At 68.4% G+C, this 16807-nt stretch carries 15 protein-coding genes and 1 pseudogene; 4 read left to right on the forward strand and 12 right to left on the reverse strand.

What is annotated here, in order from left to right:
* The first annotated feature begins 168 nt into the window (after positions 1-168).
* Complete coding sequence (locus tag U5775_RS06555; RefSeq protein ID WP_322057317.1) at positions 169-1965, forward strand: thiamine pyrophosphate-requiring protein; 1797 nt, start codon at positions 169-171, stop codon at positions 1963-1965.
* Between the two features lie 45 nt (positions 1966-2010).
* On the opposite strand, the gene U5775_RS06560 is transcribed toward U5775_RS06555, so the two are convergent.
* On the reverse strand, positions 2011-2538 hold the full coding sequence (locus tag U5775_RS06560; RefSeq protein ID WP_322057318.1) for a hypothetical protein: 528 nt from the start codon (positions 2536-2538) through the stop codon (positions 2011-2013).
* A gap of 532 nt (positions 2539-3070) precedes the next feature.
* On the opposite strand from U5775_RS06560, the gene U5775_RS06565 reads away from it, so the two are divergent.
* Entirely contained in the window at positions 3071-3484 is a 414-nt protein-coding gene (locus U5775_RS06565; RefSeq protein ID WP_322057319.1) for a chemotaxis protein, read from the forward strand.
* A gap of 84 nt (positions 3485-3568) precedes the next feature.
* Here the strand turns inward: U5775_RS06565 and U5775_RS06570 are convergent, their stop codons facing one another.
* The 6 genes from U5775_RS06570 to U5775_RS06595 all read right to left on the reverse strand — a co-directional run bounded on the left by U5775_RS06570 (position 3569) and on the right by U5775_RS06595 (position 11190).
* Positions 3569-4288 carry an MgtC/SapB family protein gene (locus tag U5775_RS06570; RefSeq protein WP_322057320.1) on the reverse strand — a complete coding sequence of 240 codons (720 nt, stop codon included), beginning with the start codon at positions 4286-4288 and terminating at the stop codon, positions 3569-3571.
* A gap of 383 nt (positions 4289-4671) precedes the next feature.
* A complete protein-coding gene (locus U5775_RS06575; protein WP_322057321.1) occupies positions 4672-5532 on the reverse strand; it encodes a DUF5672 family protein in 861 nt (286 codons plus the stop codon).
* A 160-nt stretch (positions 5533-5692) separates the two neighbouring features.
* On the reverse strand, positions 5693-7027 hold the full coding sequence (locus tag U5775_RS06580; RefSeq protein WP_322057322.1) for a cytochrome c: 1335 nt from the start codon (positions 7025-7027) through the stop codon (positions 5693-5695).
* A complete protein-coding gene (locus U5775_RS06585) occupies positions 7027-7449 on the reverse strand; it encodes a cytochrome C oxidase subunit I (RefSeq protein WP_322057323.1) in 423 nt (140 codons plus the stop codon). The genes U5775_RS06580 and U5775_RS06585 overlap by 1 nt, the downstream gene beginning before the upstream one ends.
* Positions 7449-10094, reverse strand: coding sequence for a cytochrome c oxidase subunit I (ctaD, locus tag U5775_RS06590; RefSeq protein WP_322057324.1), 2646 nt, complete (start codon positions 10092-10094; stop codon positions 7449-7451). Before ctaD ends, U5775_RS06585 begins: the two co-directional genes overlap by 1 nt.
* A 10-nt stretch (positions 10095-10104) precedes the next feature.
* Positions 10105-11190, reverse strand: a complete 1086-nt coding sequence (locus U5775_RS06595) for a c-type cytochrome (RefSeq protein WP_415913519.1) — start codon at positions 11188-11190, stop codon at positions 10105-10107.
* A 111-nt stretch (positions 11191-11301) separates the two neighbouring features.
* On the opposite strand from U5775_RS06595, the pseudogene U5775_RS06600 reads away from it, so the two are divergent.
* Positions 11302-11592: pseudogene (locus U5775_RS06600) on the forward strand (DUF4142 domain-containing protein); the annotation flags it as partial.
* Positions 11593-11672: 80 nt separating this feature from the next.
* On the opposite strand, the gene U5775_RS06605 reads toward U5775_RS06600, so the two are convergent.
* From U5775_RS06605 to U5775_RS06620, 4 genes are all read right to left on the reverse strand, one after another.
* Positions 11673-11825 carry a DUF6496 domain-containing protein gene (locus U5775_RS06605; RefSeq protein ID WP_322057326.1) on the reverse strand — a complete coding sequence of 51 codons (153 nt, stop codon included), beginning with the start codon at positions 11823-11825 and terminating at the stop codon, positions 11673-11675.
* 89 nt (positions 11826-11914) lie between these two features.
* Entirely contained in the window at positions 11915-13558 is a 1644-nt protein-coding gene (locus U5775_RS06610) for a GMC family oxidoreductase (protein WP_322057327.1), read from the reverse strand.
* On the reverse strand, positions 13548-14258 hold the full coding sequence (locus U5775_RS06615) for a gluconate 2-dehydrogenase subunit 3 family protein (protein WP_322057328.1): 711 nt from the start codon (positions 14256-14258) through the stop codon (positions 13548-13550). Before U5775_RS06615 ends, U5775_RS06610 begins: the two co-directional genes overlap by 11 nt.
* Positions 14255-15187 carry a hypothetical protein gene (locus U5775_RS06620; protein ID WP_322057329.1) on the reverse strand — a complete coding sequence of 311 codons (933 nt, stop codon included), beginning with the start codon at positions 15185-15187 and terminating at the stop codon, positions 14255-14257. The genes U5775_RS06615 and U5775_RS06620 overlap by 4 nt, the downstream gene beginning before the upstream one ends.
* 247 nt (positions 15188-15434) lie before the next feature.
* Here U5775_RS06620 and U5775_RS06625 point away from each other — a divergent pair, with 247 nt between their 5' ends.
* Positions 15435-16148: a glycosyltransferase gene (locus U5775_RS06625; protein WP_322057330.1), complete on the forward strand. Its 714-nt coding sequence runs from the start codon at positions 15435-15437 to the stop codon at positions 16146-16148.
* A gap of 26 nt (positions 16149-16174) precedes the next feature.
* Here U5775_RS06625 and U5775_RS06630 read toward each other — a convergent pair whose 3' ends face one another.
* Positions 16175-16801: an SAM-dependent methyltransferase gene (locus U5775_RS06630; protein WP_322057331.1), complete on the reverse strand. Its 627-nt coding sequence runs from the start codon at positions 16799-16801 to the stop codon at positions 16175-16177.
* Positions 16802-16807: the final 6 nt, after the last annotated feature.

Genomic DNA, 16807 nt, shown 5'->3' on the forward strand with positions numbered 1-16807 from the left:
TCCAACACGTTCCGGCAACGAGCCGAAGCCCTCGCCTCGCAAATCCTGTGCCCATGAGCATGCTTATGAATGCGTTGTTAGCGATCTGTAGCCCTGCTCGCCCAGCCGATGCCAGGCGCGAAGCTTGCGCGACGACGCTCGTTCGGACATCTATCGGGAGAGGGAGAAATGGCGACGACCACGGTCAGCGACTTCATCGTCGAACGTCTGCACGAGTGGGGGGTGCGACGCATCTTCGGCTATCCGGGTGATGGCATCAACGGCGTGTTTGGCGCGCTGCGGCGCGCCGGCGACAAGATCGGCTTCGTGCAGGCGCGTCACGAGGAAATGGCGGCCTTCATGGCGAGCGCGCACGCAAAATTCACGGGCGAGCTGGGCGTGTGCATCGCCACCTCCGGGCCCGGCGCCTCGCACCTGCTCACGGGGCTCTACGACGCGCGGCTCGATCACATGCCGGTGCTCGCGATTGTGGGCCAGCAGGCGCGCGCGGCGCTCGGCGCGCACTATCAGCAGGAGCTCGATCTGGTCTCGATGTTCAAGGACGTGGCCGGCGCCTACGTGCAGCAGGCGAGCGTGCCCGCGCAGGTGCGCCACGTGGTGGACCGCGCGGTGCGCATCGCGCTCGCGCGCCGCACGGTCACGGCCATCGTGCTGCCCAACGACTTGCAGGAGCTCGAATACGAAGCGCCCGCGCGCAAGCATGGCACCGCGCATTCGGGCGTGGGCTACGCGGCGCCCGAGATCGTGCCGCACGAGAAGGACCTCAAGCGCGCGGCCGACGTGCTCAACGCGGGACATCGCGTGGCGATCCTCGTGGGCGCGGGCGCGCTCGGCGCCACCGACGAAGTCATCGCCGTGGCCGAGCGGCTCCATGCGGGCGTGGCCAAGGCGCTGCTCGGCAAGGCCGTGCTGCCCGACGATCTGCCGTGGGTCACGGGCTCGATCGGCCTGCTGGGCACCAAGCCCACCGACGAGATGATGTCCGCCTGCGATACGCTGCTGATGATCGGCTCGGGCTTTCCGTATTCCGAGTTCCTGCCGAAGGAAGGCGACGCGCGCGCGGTACAGATCGACATCGACGCGGGCATGCTGAGCCTGCGCTATCCGATGGAGGTGAGCCTCCAGGGCGACAGCGCGGCCACCTTGCGCGCGCTGCTGCCGCTGCTCGAACAAAAGCGTGCGCAGAGCTGGCGCGATCGCATCGTGCATGCGGGCGAGCGCTGGCAGCGCGTGCTCGAGGAGCGCGCGCTCGCGAAGACGGGCGGCAAGGTCAATCCGCAGCGCGTGGTGACCGAGCTCTCGTCGCGCCTGCCCGATGGCGCGATCGTCACGAGCGACTCGGGCTCGTGCGCCAACTGGTATGCGCGCGACCTCAAGATCCGGCGCGGCATGATGTGCTCGCTTTCGGGCGGCCTGGCGTCGATGGGCGCGGCGGTGCCTTATGCGATCGCGGCCAAGCTCGCGTATGCGCAACGTCCCGTGATCGCGCTCGTGGGCGACGGCGCGATGCAGATGAACAACATGGCCGAGCTCATCACCGTCGCGAAGTATTGGCGCGACTGGGCCGACCCGCGCTGGATCTGCGCGGTGTTCAACAACGAGGACCTGAACCAGGTCACGTGGGAGCAGCGCGTGATGATGGGCGATCCGAAATTCGAGGCCTCGCAGGATATTCCGAACGTGCCGTATCACCGCTTTGCGGAGCTGCTGGGGCTCACGGGCATCTATGTCGACGACCCCGAGCAGCTAGGCGCTGCATGGGAGCAGGCGCTCGAGGCGCAGCGGCCCGTGGTGCTCGAAGTGAAGACCGACCCCGAGGTGCCCCCGCTGCCGCCGCACGTGACGCTGGACCAGGCGCGCCACTTCGCGCGTGCGCTGATGGAAGGCGACCCCGCCGAGGGCGGCATGATTGCGAATACCGCGCGCCAGGTGGTGGCGACGGTCATGCCGGGGAAGAAGCACTGAGCGCGATCGAGCGTGACTGAGTGTGATTGAGCCGATGCGTGCCCCTCAGGGCGCGCGCCGGCTCATGCAGCGCTGCACGCATGCGCCGACCACGAAGCCCGCGGCCAGCGCGCTATAGACGCCCAGCATCGAGCGCTGGCTTAGATGGACTTCGAAGCCGGGCGTAAAGCGTTTGGGCACGACGTGGTAATCGACGCACCAGGCCGCGGCCGAGATCGCGGCGGCGGCAGCGGCGTCGTTGCTCAACGAGGACACTGCACTTGCCGTGGTCGTAGTGCTCGTCGCACGTTTGGCGCGCAGCGCTTCGAACGCCGTCGCCCAGAAAATCGATGCACACGTGTGGATGACGAAACCCGTTAGCGTATGGCGCACGCTCACGCGCGTGGCGCGCGGGGCTTCGCGTGGCCAGATCGCGTGCGTAACGGCATTCATGGGCGCGGCGCGCGTGGTGCCTTCGGCGCGGGCGCCTTGTGCGGCCGCAGCCGCCGACGCGAGCGCGGCCGCGCTGCCGGAGACGAGCGCGCGCGGCAACAGGCGGCGCCAGGACGGAATGTCTGCAAGCGGGTTCATCATCGGTGCGGTATCCAGTTTTCAGTTAAGTCGCAGCACGAGCTGCGTTTTCTGAGGGAGACGCACGATGCGTTCCATGCTTCCAACTCGCACACACATGCCGCAGTCATGGCGTCATGTTCCCCATTTCAAGCGTTACACGTAATTGCTGCATGCCGGGAAATGGCGATCCGGCGTAGCGATTCTGTACTCCGAAGCATTGGCGCGGGATGGCGGCTCATACTCGCTCGGGGGCGATGAAGGCGAGGGCTGCAATGTGTGCAGCGCAACGAAGGCAATGAGCGCGACCTCCATCGCGACGCGAACGAAGCGATGAACAGGCGCGCGCGATGCATCACTCCACAATGCCGAAGGGCGCCGTGACGAATCTAACGCGCGGCGGCGCTCGATCGCGCGCTGGCGGGCGTGTGCGTGAATGCCGTGTGCCCTTCGCTCACGCGCACCGATCTCACGGCGGACATGCGGTTAGCGGCGCAACGCGGTTTTCGTTTACGCGGTGCGTCGGATTATCGAGGCATCGACACAGGAGGACATCATGAACAGCACGCTGGATCCCGACAACGAGCCGACGCAACAACCCGCCGCGCCGGGCCACGACACCGAGTCGCTGGGCCCTGGCGATTCATCCGATTCGGGCAGCGACAGCGTGGGTGCGAAGCGCCACGACTTCGACCGCGACACGGAGCTCGATAACCACGCGCTCGAAGCTGGCTCTGACGAGGCGCACAGCGACACCGACAGCCACGGCACCGGCGAGCGCGCTTCCGCCGATGGCGACGAGACGCTGCGCCCCGGCGGCGACGTGCTGCCCGACGAGATCGAGGGCGGAGACGAAGGCGCGGTGGGCAACGAGATTGAAAGCGAGGACGAAGGCGAAGCAGTGGATGAGGATGCGGACGAAGGCGAAGCAGTGGATGAGGATGCGGACGAAGGCGAGAACGAGCCCTGACGCGGGGCGTGCGCTGCGCTGCGCGAAACGGGCGCGCGATGCCCGTTCAACGCAGTGACAGCGCCCCTTAACCGCAGTGCCTCCTCACCGCTCGGTAGACCACGACGCATCGTCATGCAGACGCGCAACGAGCGCGGAGAGCGCGCCTTCAACGCCATCGTCGTTGGGGCTCGCTTGCCAGCGCACTTCGAACGAAGTGTTGAGGCGTCCGTGCGGCACGCCTTCGCCCTCCGCGCGCGCTGCGCCCAGCGGCAGAATCCGGCAGCGGCGCCCGCGCAGCGCTTCGTCGACCAGTTTGCGCGCATCGTCGTCGGCATCGTGGCCCAACGTGATATAGGCGCGGCGCCCGCGCGGCACCCGCTGCTCGACGTGCTCGAGTGTCTCCAGCACGATCATGCCGAGCACCGTACCCGCGAGCGCGAGCGTGTATTGGCCCCCGCCCGCACAGAGCCCGAGCACCGTGACGTACCACATCGTGGCCGCCGTGGTGACGCCTTGCACGAGACCATCCTTGCGCAGAATCGAGCCCGCGCCGATGAAGCCCATGCCGGACAGAATGCCGAGCGGCAGCCGCATCAGGTCGAGCACGACGAAGGAATCCTGAGCTTTGCCGTGCTGGATCAGGAGCACGTTCACCTGAAGCATCGCGAGACAGGCCGCGAGGCAGACGAGCAAGGTCGTGCGCAGTCCGGCGGCGTTGCCGGCGCCGCCGCGATTCAAACCGATCAGCGCGCCCGCGACGACGGCCACGGCGAGCCGGCCGACGAGGTCGGGCCAGGCGAGCGCGAGCGGCATGGGGTTCATCGGCGGGGCTCCGCGTAGCGCGCAGCCGCACGCGACGCGCGCACGTCGCGCGGTGGAACGGGCGCGCGGGCATGGAGCGTGTAGCGCAGGATTGGCTCAACTGGCGTGCTGGACATGACCAGCCTCCTCGGGGATCGGCGGTGAGCGGGGCATGAAGGCCGTGCAGCAAGGTTTGTGCCGCCCGTGGGGATCATTTGCGGTAAGCAATGCGCGATGGCGCGCGAGCGGGGCCAGCGGCGCGGCATGGTTCAGTCCAGTCGGGCCAACACGGCCACCCCGCCACAGGGCAACGGGGCGGGCGTCGGCAGCAGCGGCGAGTCGCAGTAGGTCAGCAGTAGATCCGCAGGCCGGGCGGCGCCTTGTCGCTCCGCCCCGAGCCTGGTTCATGCAAGGTTCAAACTGGCCTCGCAGATGCCGAGGCACCAGCGCGCAGTCTTTTCATTCGTACCGGCGTTGATGAACACGCGCAGGATCTCGTCCGCGCTCCAATGGGCCCGGTAGCGCCCGTACAGGGTCCGCACGCATTTGAATTTTCGGAGATCGCAGTAATTCAGGAGCAAGGACACGCTTTTCAGCGAGGTCAGCGTCGATAAGTCCATCGTCTCGATGAGGTCGATCATCGAGGGGTCGTCGATATGGCGCCACAGGTTGTGTACGCCGTGAAAGCCGAAGGTCGGACGAACCGGGAACGCGTACTCGTATGAAAAGCGATCGGCGATTTCGGCGGGCGCGAAGCGGATGCCGTGGTCCATCTCGAGCGCCGGCCGCCACCGGTCGCAAATCATGACGTCTTCGATGGAGTCCGAACCAACGGCGAATCGCTCGTGCACAAGGGCCTTGAGCAGTCTCGCCGAACGCAGCGAGAAGCCGCCGTTGCCGACGTCCATGCCTTGCGGGGCGTGTGGCCAGCGCGCGCCGATATAGTCGTATTGCCGGAATTCATCGGTCCACTGCGTGGCGTCCACCACGTAGCCGTCCCACTGGACCACGAGCACCCACGGCGTGGCGACGTGCTTCACCAGTTCCTTGAGCACGAAGTCCGAGTATTCATGTAACGAGCGCAGTGCGGCGATCTGCACGGTGCGTGCGCGCGTCAGCACGGCTTGGTGTGAAAAAAGTATCGCGTCGCCGAAACGGCATTGCAACATCGAGATATCCAGCGCGCGCGCGGCAAGCAGGGGATTAACCGTATCGATCGCGCACAGGGTCACGTCAGTCAAATCGATGAGTGGGCTTTTATGCATGGTGGATCGCTCGTGCGAGTGCTTCGATTCTTGTTTTACGGGCATTGAGGCGGGGCCCGTGCCAGGCTCAATTTAGCCCACATCTCAAAAGTACCCGTCGGCTCCGTGGCACGTATCGCGAGACGTACCGAATCGATAACCGGCACAACGCGGCCCGACGCTACTGATGAATCGCCGCGCGCAGCCGCGTCACGTCGGCGGGCGCGATCGGCGCAGCATTATTGCCCCACGCGCCGCGCACGAAGCTCACGACCTGGGCGATCTCGCTGTCCGTGAGCTTCGTGTGGAAGCCGGGCATCTTGCGCGGCACGCCGCCGCCGGCGGTCTGCGGGCTCGCGCTGCCTTCGACGACGAGGCGCAGCACGCTCGTCGGGTCCGCCGATAGCGTCAGCGTGCTGCCCGCGAGCGGCGGCGCCTTGTCGGGCGTGCCGCGTCCATCGGCCCCATGACATTTCGCGCAGTACGCGAGATAGACGCCCGCGCCGGGCCGCTCGGGCGTGCCGCCCTGCAAGACCTGCTGGGTCGCGGCACGCGCCGCCGCCGAATCGGCATAGGCGCCGTTACCTGCGTGCGCGCGCAACGATTTCAGATAGACGGCGATGGCCTCCAGATCGTCGTCGCTCAGATACTGCGTGCTCGCGCCCACCACGGGCGCCATCGCGCCGAACGCATAGGCGCGCGCGTTGTGGCCGTTGCGCAGGAACGCGGCGATGTCGTCGACGCTCCAGCGCCCGAGGCCGCTGCCCGGATCGCCCGTGAGATTCGGCGCGTACCAGTGGTCGGTCACGCCGCCCGTGAGGTAGAGCGGGCTGTGCTCGTCGTAGCCCATTTCGTTGTAGGCGGGCCCGCGCGGCGTGTGGCAGGCGCCGCAGTGGCCGAGCCCCTGCACGAGCCACGCGCCGCGATTCCATTGCGCCGAGCGCTCGGGGTTGATCTCGTAGGCGCTGTGGCGCGAGAACAGCAGGCGCCAGAACGTGAGCACCCAGCGCTGATTGAACGGGAACGGCAGCCGCGTTTGCGGTACTTCGTTCGGAACCGGCGCGACGCCGTACATGAAGTACTGATAGAGCGCGTTCACGTCCTGGGCGTGGAGCGTCGCGAACGAGGGGTAGGGCATCGCGGGATACAGCCGCTTGCCGCCGGGCGCGACGCCGCGCTGCAGCGCCGCCGCGAATTGCGCGGGCGTATAGCGCCCGATGCCATGCACGGGGTCCGGCGTGATGTTGCTCGCGTAGATCGGACCGAACGGCGAGTTCACGGCTTCGCCGCCCGCGAACGGCTCGTGTTTCGCGGAGTCGTGGCACGAGGCGCAGTCGCCGGCTTTGGCAAGCTGCTCGCCGCGCGCGATCTGGGCCGCGTCGGGCGGTGGGCGGGGCGCGTCGCTGGTCTTGCCGCCGCCGTCGTGGCAGGCGCTGCATAGCGCGACGGCGCACAGGAGCGCGGCCAGCAGGGCGGGGAGCGGGCGCCGTATGCGCTGTGTGTGCAGCGGGTTCATCACAGCGATTCGCACAGGCGCTGCAGCGGCAGCGCCACGAGCACCGAGATCGTGAACACGAGGCCGATGGTGAACGCGATCGAAACGGCCTCGCCGCACCAGGCCACGAAGCGGAACGTATCGCGCTGCGGCGGGGCCATCGCCAGCGAGTCGCGCAACGCGCGCCGGGCCGCGATCACGCCGGCCAGCGCGAGCACGAACGCGGCGGCCGAGGCGAGCGCGAGCAGCCCGTGCACGATGCCCCACGGCAGGGCGTTGCGCTGCGCGACGCCGCCCACGCAGGCGGTCGCCACGAGGCTCATGCAGAGCAGCACGTGCATCATCCAGATTAGCGGCACGCCGAGCAGGCCGTACCAGGCGGCGGCGTGCTGGCTGCGGGTGGGCACGTGGCGGGCGGTATGGGCTGCTGCTGCGGGTTCCATCAATGACTCCGTATCCAGTAGGGCGAGAGATAAAGCACGCTGAAGATGAAGAGCCACACCACATCGACGAAGTGCCAGTAGAGGCCGCCGATGTTGAGCGCGGCGTCGCGGCGGCCGTCGAAGTAGCCGCGCGCGATCCAGACGGCGAGCCAGATCAGCATGACCACGCCGGCCATCACGTGCGCCATGTGAAAGCCCGTGATGGTGAAATAGAGCGACCCATAGAGATTCGACGCGATGCCATAGGGCCGCTCGTGCCATTCGGAGAACTGAATACCTACGAACGCGATGCCGAGCACGACTGCCACGGCCATCGACCAGAACGCGGGCCACGTGCGTGCGCGCCGCACGCAGGCGCCGGCGAGCCAGACGAACACGCTGCTCGCGAGCAGGATTGCCGTGTTCGCGCCGCTTACGCCGAGCTTGGGCAGCCCTTCGGGCGGCCAGGGCTGCGCGCTCTGCGAGGCCAGGTAGAGATACGAAAAGATCAGATAGCCGAACAGCGCGGCTTCCGTGACCACGAGCGTGAGCACGCCCCACCAGCCGCCCGCGTGCTCGCCCGCGCTGCCCACGGGCAGCGCGAGGCTTTCGTCGTCGCTGCCGGGCGCTTCAGGATCGACTTCCGGGTCAACTTCGGAGTCGACCTTGGGCGGCGCGGGCTGCGGCGCGAACGGCTCGCGCTGGCCGAGCTCCTTGCGCGGCCATAGCCACGCGAGCAGCGCCGCGCCGCAGGCGAGCGCCGCGAGCGCCGTGAGCAGCACCGAGTGCAGCAGCAGCCCCACGAACACCAGCGTCGCGGCCACGCCCAGCACGAACGGCGAGTAGGCGTCGTCGGGCATCTTGAGGATGACGTCGGGCTCGCCTGCGAGCGGCGTGATGCCGAGCGCCTCGCGGCCGCGATGAAGCAGGTAGCCGGGGCGCGCTACGAGCGCGTCGGGCGCCCAGAGCGGATCGCGCGAGCGCACGGATGGCAGGACTGCGAAGTTGTACGGCGGCGGCGGCGAGGAAGTGGACCATTCGAGGCCCGCCGCGCGCCAGGGGTTCGGCCCCGCTCGCTCGCCGCGCCTGATGCTCACGAGCGCGTTGCCGATGAACATGGCGATGCCGATCGCGAACACGAACGCGCCGATCGTCGTCACGAGATTCGCGGTGTCCCAGCCCATGCCCTCGGGGTAGGTGTAGACGCGGCGCGGCATGCCGAGCAGCCCCGAGATATGCATCGGAAAGAAGCCCAGATTGAAGCCCACGAACAGCACCCAGAACGTCCATTTGCCGAAGCGCTCGTTCATGAGCCGTCCCGTGAACTTGGGAAACCAGTAGACGAGCCCGCCCAGCACCGGAAACACGTTGATGCCGAGCAGCACGTAGTGCAGATGCGCGACCACGAAGTAGGTATCGGTGAGCTGCCAGTCGAGCGGCACGGCGGCCGTCATCACGCCCGAGACGCCGCCGATCGTGAACATCAGCACGAAGCCCGCGAAGTAGAGGAACGGCGTCTTGAACACGGGCTTGCCGGTCCAGATGGTGGCGATCCAGGCGAACACGGCAATCGCGCTCGGCACCGAGATCAGCATGCTGGCCGCGCCGAAAAACGCGAGCGCGAGCGGCGGCAGGCCGGTCGCGAACATATGGTGCAGCCAGACCTCGAAGCCGATCAGCATCGTGGCCACCGTGGACAGCGCGACGGCCGAATAGGCGGCAATCGGCCGGCGGCAGAACGTGGGCAGCGCTTCGGAAACGATGCCCATGGCGGGCAACACCACCACGTAGACCCACGGGTGCGCGAAGATCCAGAAGAGGTGTTGCCAGAGCAGCGGGCGCCCGTCCGCACTGGTGTCGAAGAAGTGCGTGCCCACGTTGCGGTCGAGCCAGAGCATGAAGAACGCGAGACTCACCGAGGGCACCGCGGCGAGATTCGCGAACGACGCCGTGAGCGTGCCCCATATGAGGATCGGCAGCCGCGCGACCGACATGCCGGTCGCGCGCATGCGCAGGAACGTGATGACGAAATTGGCGGCGCCCACGGTGGTCGAAATGCCGAGCAGGACCATGCCGAGCGCGTAGACGTCGATGTTCGGCCCGGGATCGTAGGCGGCCGAGGAGAGCGGCACGTAGTTGAACCAGCCCGCGTTGGCGCCCTGGCCGCGCGGAAAGCTCGCATAGAGCAAGATGCCCGCGCCGAGAAAGACCCAGTACGAAAGCGCGTTCAGGCGCGGAAACGCCATGTCGCGCGAGCCGAGCACGAGCGGCCACAGATAGTTGGAAAAGCCGCTCAGCACGGGCAGCGCGTAGAGAAAGATCATCGTCACGCCGTGCATCGTGAAGAGCTGATCGTATTGCTGCGGCGTGAGCAGCGTCTCGTTGGGCCGCGCGAGCTGGGCGCGCATGATGAGCGCCTCGGTGCCGCCCAGCAGCAGGAACACGAACGCGGTGACGAGGTAGCGGATGCCGATGGTCTTGTGATCGACCGTGGAGAGCCAGCCGCGCCAGCCGGGGCGCGTCTCCCAGATGGATTCCAGGCGGCGCAGCGTGGCTTCGTCGAGCGGCGCGGTGCCGGTTTCGGGCACGCGCGAGAAGCGCGCCGCGCGCGGCCGCGAGGGCACCGTGGCGCGGCTGGAAGCAGAGGAAGCCGAAGTATTGTTCATGGCGCGTGAGTCACTGGAGCGTGCCGAGCCACGCGGCGAGGTCGCTGGCCTCGGCGGGCGTGAGGGCGATGGACGGCATCAGCGAGCCGGGCTTGATCTGCTGCGCGTGGGCGATCCAGTCGAGCCGGTTCGCGGAGGTGTTGGCGAGCGTCCCCGCAGCGATCAGACGGCGCGACGCGAGATGCGTGAGATCGGGGCCTTGCGCGCCGGCCGCGTCGGTGCCGCGCACGGCATGGCAGGCCGCGCAATGCGCGGCGAACACTTGTTCGCCGCGCTGCGCCGCGGGGTTGCCTGGCGCCGCCGCGGGCTGCGCCTGGGAGTTGGCCCAGCGTTTGAACGCATCGGGCGGCTGCGCGACCACTTCGAGCGCCATGTGCGCATGCTGTGGCCCGCAGAACTGCGTGCACTGGCCGCGCCAGATGCCGGGCCGATCGGCCTCGATCCATTGGTGGTTGGTCTGCCCCGGGATCGCCTGGGTCTTGCCCGCGAGCGCGGGCACCCAGAACGCGTGCACGACGTCCGCGCTTTCGAGGTCGATCTGGACCGGCACGCCGGTGGGAATGTGGATCTCGTTGGCCGTGGTAAAGGTCGCGCTGCCAGGCGCTGCGTAGGTCACTTTCCACCACCAGTCGAAGGCCGTGACGCGCACGGTGAGGGCGCTCGCGTGCGGCGGGTCCGCGACGGCGGCGAGCACGCGCAGCATCGCGAAGAGCGCGCCTAGCAGCAGCACGGTTGAGATCGCGGTGCCGATGGCTACGATGCGGTTTGCGGTGCGTTCTGATGTGCTTTCTGCGCCTGCTTCGGCCGTTTGTTCGGAGGTGGATTGCGCCTCGCCGTGGGCTTGCGCGCCGGGCGTGGCGCGCAGCGCCATCAGCAGCAGCGCGCCAATCGCCACGCAGACCCCGACGCAGAGCGCCGCGAGGCCCCAGTCCAGCAATCTCACGGGCGCGGAAGCCGGCCCGGCGCTGTGCAGGAAATACGCAAGCGGCGTGGCCGCGCGGCATGGGCTGGCCGCGACCGCGCAACCGAGCGCGCAGGCCGTTGCCATCCACGCGCGCGCCGCCGCCGCGCCGCGAAGCGCTCTGGCTGCGTTCATGGTTGTAGCGCCCGTTGTGCAAGAGACATCGGCGTTCTCCTCAGCGACAGGAAACCGCTTGGGGTAGCGCGCAGAGAACGTGCCCGGTGCGGCGCGCAAAGAGGGTGGTGGAAGGCGACTCGGCATCACGGCGTGACGGTGCCCACGGACAATTCGGATCCGTCGATACTCGATGCGCTGCGCCCGCTCAAGGGGGCGGCGTTCGATCAGGCCTACGCGCAGAAAGTGGGGGTGCAAGGCCACAAGGAAGCGGTGCAGGCCTTTCAGAAGGAAATCGCCGATGGGCAGAACGACGATCTGAAGAAAGCCGCTCGAAAGGCGCTGCCGACGATCGAGGAGCATTACCGGATGGCGCAGACGCTGGCCCAGAAGGTGGGCGCGGATACGACGGCGGCGCGGTAGGGGATGCGTCGGAGGCGGGGGCGCGGTTCACGGCAGTTTCGCACCCCAGCCTCCATTCAGCCAGCCTCAATCACTTCGCACTACTTCGAATGCTTCTTTGGAATCTTCGCACCCGACTTCCGTGCCTGATTCAACGCGATGGCAACCGATTGCTTGTGCGATTTCCCTTGCTTCATTTCCGTCTTGATGTTCTTCGAAATGGCTTCGCGTGATTTTCCCTTGCTGAGCGGCATGATGGTTCTCCTTTGAGACACCTCTCCATTCGAGCATGACGCGTGCCCATGCACACCACCCGAGCGCGCCATGCGCCACGCGCGAACAATCACAACTCGCCGCGCGCCGCGAGCGCGGCGATACGGTCGGCGCTCCGGCAGGCAACCGCCTGGATCGTGAGCGACGGATTCACGCCGCCCACGGTCGGAAACACGGACCCGTCGCAGATCCACAGATTCGGAATATCCCAGCTGCGGCAATCGGCGTTCACGACGCTCGTGCGCGCGTCGCTGCCCATGCGCGCGGTGCCGTTCAGATGGCAGGTGTCGTCGTCCTGGGTCCAGATGTCGTGCGCGCCCGCCGCATCGAGCGCAAGCCGCATGTAGTCGAGCGCGTGGCGCACCAGACGCCGGTCGTTATCGCACATCGACCACGTCACGCGCGCGATGGGCAGCCCGAGCGCATCCTTCTCGTCCGCGAGCGTGACGCGGTTGCGCTCCTGCGGCATCGTCTCGCCGACGATCTTCAAGCCGGCCTGGTGGTTATAGAGCCGCATCTCGTCCATCAGCGCGTCGCCCCACAGGCCGCGGCTCGTCTGCGTCGCGGCCCAGACGAGCGGCAGCGGCCCCTGGCTCATGTAGCAATAGCCGCCGTGAAAGTCCTTGCCTTTGTCCTCGTAATTCCAGTGCTCGGTGAGCGCGAGCGAGGGCGGTCCCTTGTACCAGCGGATCTCCTCATCCATCGTGCCCCACGCGGCCTGGTTGGCTTGCACCATCAGGTTCTTGCCGACGAGGCCCGAGCTGTTCGCGAGTCCATCGGGAAAGCGCGAATTCGCGGAGAGCAGCAACAGGCGCGGCGTTTCGATCGCGTAGCCGGCCACGACCACGTTGCGCGCGCGCTGGAACTGCCAGCGTCCCTCGCGATGAAAATGCACGCCGCTCGCGAGCCCGCGCGCATCCGTTTCGATGCGGCCCACCATCGCGAGGTCGCGGATCTCGGCGCCTGCGTGCACGGCGCGCGGAATCCACGTGACGAGCGCGCTTTGCTTGGCGTTGGTCGCGCAGCCGGTGACGCAGAAGCCGCGGTAGACGCATTGATGCGCGTCGCCGCGCGGCGCGGAGAGCGTGGCGAGTGGGGTGGGCGTCCACGGAATGCCGAGTGCCTCGCAGCCGCGCGCGAGCACGAGGCCCGCTGCGTTGATTTCGTGCGCACGGTAAGGGTAGCGCGGGCGCTTCGGGCCCCACGGATAGCGCACCGGTCCGGAGATGCCGAGCGCGCGCTCGACTTCGGTGTAGTAGCGCCACATCTCGCGCCAGTCGAGCGGCCAGTCCGCGCCGTAGCCGAGCCGCGTGCGCGCCTGGAACCACTCGGGCCGAAAGCGCAGCGAGACCATTGCGAAGTGCACCGTGCTGCCGCCTACCGCTTTGCCGCTGTTGTTGCTGCCCAGTTGCAGTGGCGTGTCGCCGTCGCAGATGCGCTCGTCGGTCCAGTAGAGCTTGGCCTGATCGGTCTCGTCCGAGGCGAACTCCTCTAGCGGACGCCACCACGCGCCCGCGTCGAACGCCACGACGCGAAAGCCCGCCTCGGCGAGCCGGCATGCGAGCGTGGCGCCGCCGGCGCCGGTGCCGACGATCGCGAAGTCCACCGCGTCGTCGAGTGCGTACTCGCGCATCGGCACCCAGCCGCCGCGCCGGAACACGTCGGGCGCGCGGCCGTGCTTGCCGCGTGGCGCGTCGCGCGCGTCAGCGGACATGCTGGTTCTCCCGGCGCACGGCTTCGCGTGCGCTGGCGGCGTCGGCATCGTCGGCGTTGTTGCCGTCGCTGGCCGCTTCGGGCTCGCGGGCTTCGACGGCTTCCCACGGATCGCGCCGGTTGAAATAGAGGCGCACGTAACCGCGCGGATTCGCCGGGCCGCCGAAGCCGAGCGCACTCCACGCAGCGGGATGCGACCAGTACGCGGCGCTCAGGTCGTGCAGCACGCGTTTGGCGAAGAACACGTCGGAGGGCATGCCGCGCCAGGCCGCGCAACGCAGTTCGCCGCGCTGCATATGGGCGATCAGTGCGTGGCGGCCCGTGGTGTCGAGACGATGGAACGGTTCGCCGAACGCCGCCTCGCTTTCGGCATCGAGCGCGGCGAGGCCGGTTTCCCACGCTTCGCGCAACGGCGGCAGGCGCGCGTCGCGAAAGCCGTCGCGGCGGTCCGCGAGCAGCTTGCCGTCGAGCAGCGCCGCCACGGGAATGGCGGAGGCGCTGCTGCTTTCCCGCTCGCCGCCCTGCGGAACCACGCACGCACAAAGCGCCATCAGCGTCTGCCAGCGCGCCCCGTCGAGATAGCGGGGCGCGTGCGGCGTGGCGAGGCGCGCGTCGATCACGGCGCGCGTGGGCGCGTCCCACGAAGGCGTGTCGCGTTTGGCGAGGACATCGTAGCCGGGGTAGCGCGTGGGCCGGCTCATCGTTCGGTCTCCCGCATGCGCAGCGCGGCGAGCCCGGCGAGCGCCAGCGCGCTGAACGACGGCGGCGCGGGCAGCGGCGGCCCCGCGAAGAGGTTCTGCGACCAGTTGCGCCAGCCGCCTTGCGCGCGCGCCACGCCTTGCGCGTGAAAGCCCGCACCGGCGAAACCGAGCGCCGTGGTGATGCGCAGCCACAGGCGCGCGAACGCACTGGCCCGCGCGGCCTGCGCCGGCCGCGCGAGCGCGGCGTGCATCAGCAGCGCGCCGCCCACGGGCGCGATCGTGACGGGCGCGTACATCGCCGGATGCTGGTATGCACCGCGAAAATGCAGCAGCGCGGCTTCCGCCGCCGTGCCGAACAGGCCCACGCCGGCCACCAGTGCGAGCGCCTTGCCCGCGGGCATGCCGAAGAGCCGCGGATCGTGCTCGGGCTGGTCGCGCAACTGCTCCGCGACGGCGCCCAGCACGCCGGAGAGCAGCAGCGCGAAGGGCGCGCCCAGCGGCGCCGCGTAGAACAGGTTGTGCCAGCTGAGCGCGCCGGGGCGCTTCGTTACGTTGTACAGATGAAATGCGGTGCCCGCGGTGCCGGTGGCCGCGCTGCCGATCTGGATCGCGTGGCGCAGACGGTGCGAATACGCGCGCTGGTCCGCGCCGCCGTGCAGCGCCGCGGCGAGCGAGCAGAGCGCGACGCTGGGCGCGAGATACATCGCGCGGTTCTCGAAGTCGCCGCGGTAGTGCTCCATCGCGCTATCGGCGAGGGTCGAAAGCGCGAGCAGGGCCGACCCGTGGTTGAACGCGCGAGCGGCGGCCACGTGCTTGCCCTCCGTGCTCGCGTGTTGCGCCTGGCGCAGATTGCGCGTGGTCCAGAGCGCGAGCGCGGTGCCGGCCGCCACGCTGACGATCCCGGCGGCGACGCGATTCGCTTGTGTCATGAGGTTTTCTCCTTCTCCTTGTGGCGGCCCGATGTTTCACCCGTGCCGTGCAGATGCAGCAACGCTCGTGCCAGGATGCTGACGCGGCGATCGCGGACGAGGCGAGCGTCGCCGCGAAGGCCGGGCACTGCAAATGCTCTGCTGCGATTGCAGCACCGCAGTTGTGGCACCACGGATGTGGCATCAAGGCCGCTTCACGAGGTACGCGATCACGCGCCACCTCTCCTCAGAATACAAAGGAGTTCGAATGATCGGAGTGGTGATCCCCGTCCACAACGAAGAGCGCCTGCTCGGCGGATGCCTCGCCGCCGTCCGGCGCGCGGCTTCGCATCGGGCGCTCGCTGGCGAGCCGGTTTGCTGCATGGTGGTGCTAGATCGTTGCACGGATGCGTCCGCGCACATCGTCTCGCGCATGGGCTTCGAAGCGGTGACGATCGACGCGGGCAACGTCGGCGTAGCGCGCGCCGTGGGCGCGCAAAAGTTGCTGGAACGCGGCCCGCGCTGGCTCGCCTTTACCGATGCCGACAGCCGCGTCGCCGCCGACTGGCTGGTCGCGCAGATGGCGTTGCAGGCCGACGCGGTATGCGGCTCGGTCAGCGTAGGCAACTGGCACGCGCATCCGGTCGCGCTGCGCGACGCATGGCAGCGGCACTATGGCGGTGGCGACGGGCATCGCCATGTCCACGGCGCCAACCTCGGCGTGACCGCGCACGCCTACCGGTGCGCGGGCGGCTTCGCGCCGCTCGCCTGCGGCGAGGACGTCGCCCTCGTCGACCAGTTGATCGCCATGGGCGCACATGTCGCGTGGAGTGCCGCGCCGCGCGTGGTCACGAGCTGCCGGGCCGATGCGCGCGTGCGCGGCGGCTTTGGCGATACGCTCGCGGCGTGGCGGCGCGCGATGGGCGGCGGCATCGATGCAGGCGCTGGCATCGGCATCGGCGAGGTCCCTGGCGTGCGCTAGAAGCGGCCTCAGACGCGCTTCAGCATTCAGCAAGCCCCTTCGCGCCGCGCGACGCTGCACGCGTCGCGGCTCCAGACGTCGAGCAGGAAGTCGGCGTCCTCCATATGAACCACGGGCTCCAGTGAGTCACGCGCGGCGGCTGCCGCAAAGAGACGATGAACCTCGGCGCTCTCCAGCATCCACGTTTCCGCAGGGTGACGCCAATGGCAGCAGACGAGCGTACCGTCCGCATCGAGCGCGCGGCTCGCGTGTTGCGCGAGCGCCGTGCATTCCGGCGTATCGAGGTAATAGGCGAACTCGCTGATGACGATCAGGTCGTAGCGCCCCGCGGGCCAGTCGTGCGGCATCGCTCGCGGCTCGACCGTCACGTGGGAAAGACCGGCGAGCCGCGCGCGAGCGGCGGCGAGCGCATGCGGTGCGAAGTCGGCGCAGAGCAGGCGCTCGCAACGCGGCGCTAGCTCGACGGAAAGCACGCCGATCGCGCAGCCCGGCTCGAACGCGTTGCGGTAGCGCGCACGCGGCAGCGCCGCGAGCGTCAATGCGCGCTTGCGGGCTTCGTACCAGCTCTCGCGCGTGCGCCACGGATCGGGGTGGCGCGAGAACTTGTCGTCGAACCACGCCGCGCGCGATTCAGGAATTCGTTCGGCATCCATAGTAAT

Source organism: Paraburkholderia sp. J63 (assembly GCF_905220245.1).
Lineage (GTDB): Bacteria > Pseudomonadota > Gammaproteobacteria > Burkholderiales > Burkholderiaceae > Paraburkholderia.

What these genes read in the sequence shown, in the direction of transcription:
- U5775_RS06625 (WP_322057330.1), top strand. Translation starts at nt 15,435, where the DNA reads ATGATCGGAGTGGTGATCCCCGTCCACAACGAAGAGCGCCTGCTCGGC.
- ctaD (WP_322057324.1), bottom strand. Translation starts at nt 10,094, where the DNA reads ATGAACAATACTTCGGCTTCCTCTGCTTCCAGCCGCGCCACGGTGCCC.
- U5775_RS06620 (WP_322057329.1), bottom strand. Translation starts at nt 15,187, where the DNA reads ATGACACAAGCGAATCGCGTCGCCGCCGGGATCGTCAGCGTGGCGGCC.
- U5775_RS06615 (WP_322057328.1), bottom strand. Translation starts at nt 14,258, where the DNA reads ATGAGCCGGCCCACGCGCTACCCCGGCTACGATGTCCTCGCCAAACGC.
- U5775_RS06555 (WP_322057317.1), top strand. Translation starts at nt 169, where the DNA reads ATGGCGACGACCACGGTCAGCGACTTCATCGTCGAACGTCTGCACGAG.
- U5775_RS06570 (WP_322057320.1), bottom strand. Translation starts at nt 4,288, where the DNA reads ATGAACCCCATGCCGCTCGCGCTCGCCTGGCCCGACCTCGTCGGCCGG.
- U5775_RS06575 (WP_322057321.1), bottom strand. Translation starts at nt 5,532, where the DNA reads ATGCATAAAAGCCCACTCATCGATTTGACTGACGTGACCCTGTGCGCG.
- U5775_RS06595 (WP_415913519.1), bottom strand. Translation starts at nt 11,190, where the DNA reads ATGAACGCAGCCAGAGCGCTTCGCGGCGCGGCGGCGGCGCGCGCGTGG.
- U5775_RS06565 (WP_322057319.1), top strand. Translation starts at nt 3,071, where the DNA reads ATGAACAGCACGCTGGATCCCGACAACGAGCCGACGCAACAACCCGCC.
- U5775_RS06560 (WP_322057318.1), bottom strand. Translation starts at nt 2,538, where the DNA reads ATGATGAACCCGCTTGCAGACATTCCGTCCTGGCGCCGCCTGTTGCCG.
- U5775_RS06605 (WP_322057326.1), bottom strand. Translation starts at nt 11,825, where the DNA reads ATGCCGCTCAGCAAGGGAAAATCACGCGAAGCCATTTCGAAGAACATC.
- U5775_RS06630 (WP_322057331.1), bottom strand. Translation starts at nt 16,801, where the DNA reads ATGGATGCCGAACGAATTCCTGAATCGCGCGCGGCGTGGTTCGACGAC.
- U5775_RS06585 (WP_322057323.1), bottom strand. Translation starts at nt 7,449, where the DNA reads ATGGAACCCGCAGCAGCAGCCCATACCGCCCGCCACGTGCCCACCCGC.
- U5775_RS06610 (WP_322057327.1), bottom strand. Translation starts at nt 13,558, where the DNA reads ATGTCCGCTGACGCGCGCGACGCGCCACGCGGCAAGCACGGCCGCGCG.
- U5775_RS06580 (WP_322057322.1), bottom strand. Translation starts at nt 7,027, where the DNA reads ATGAACCCGCTGCACACACAGCGCATACGGCGCCCGCTCCCCGCCCTG.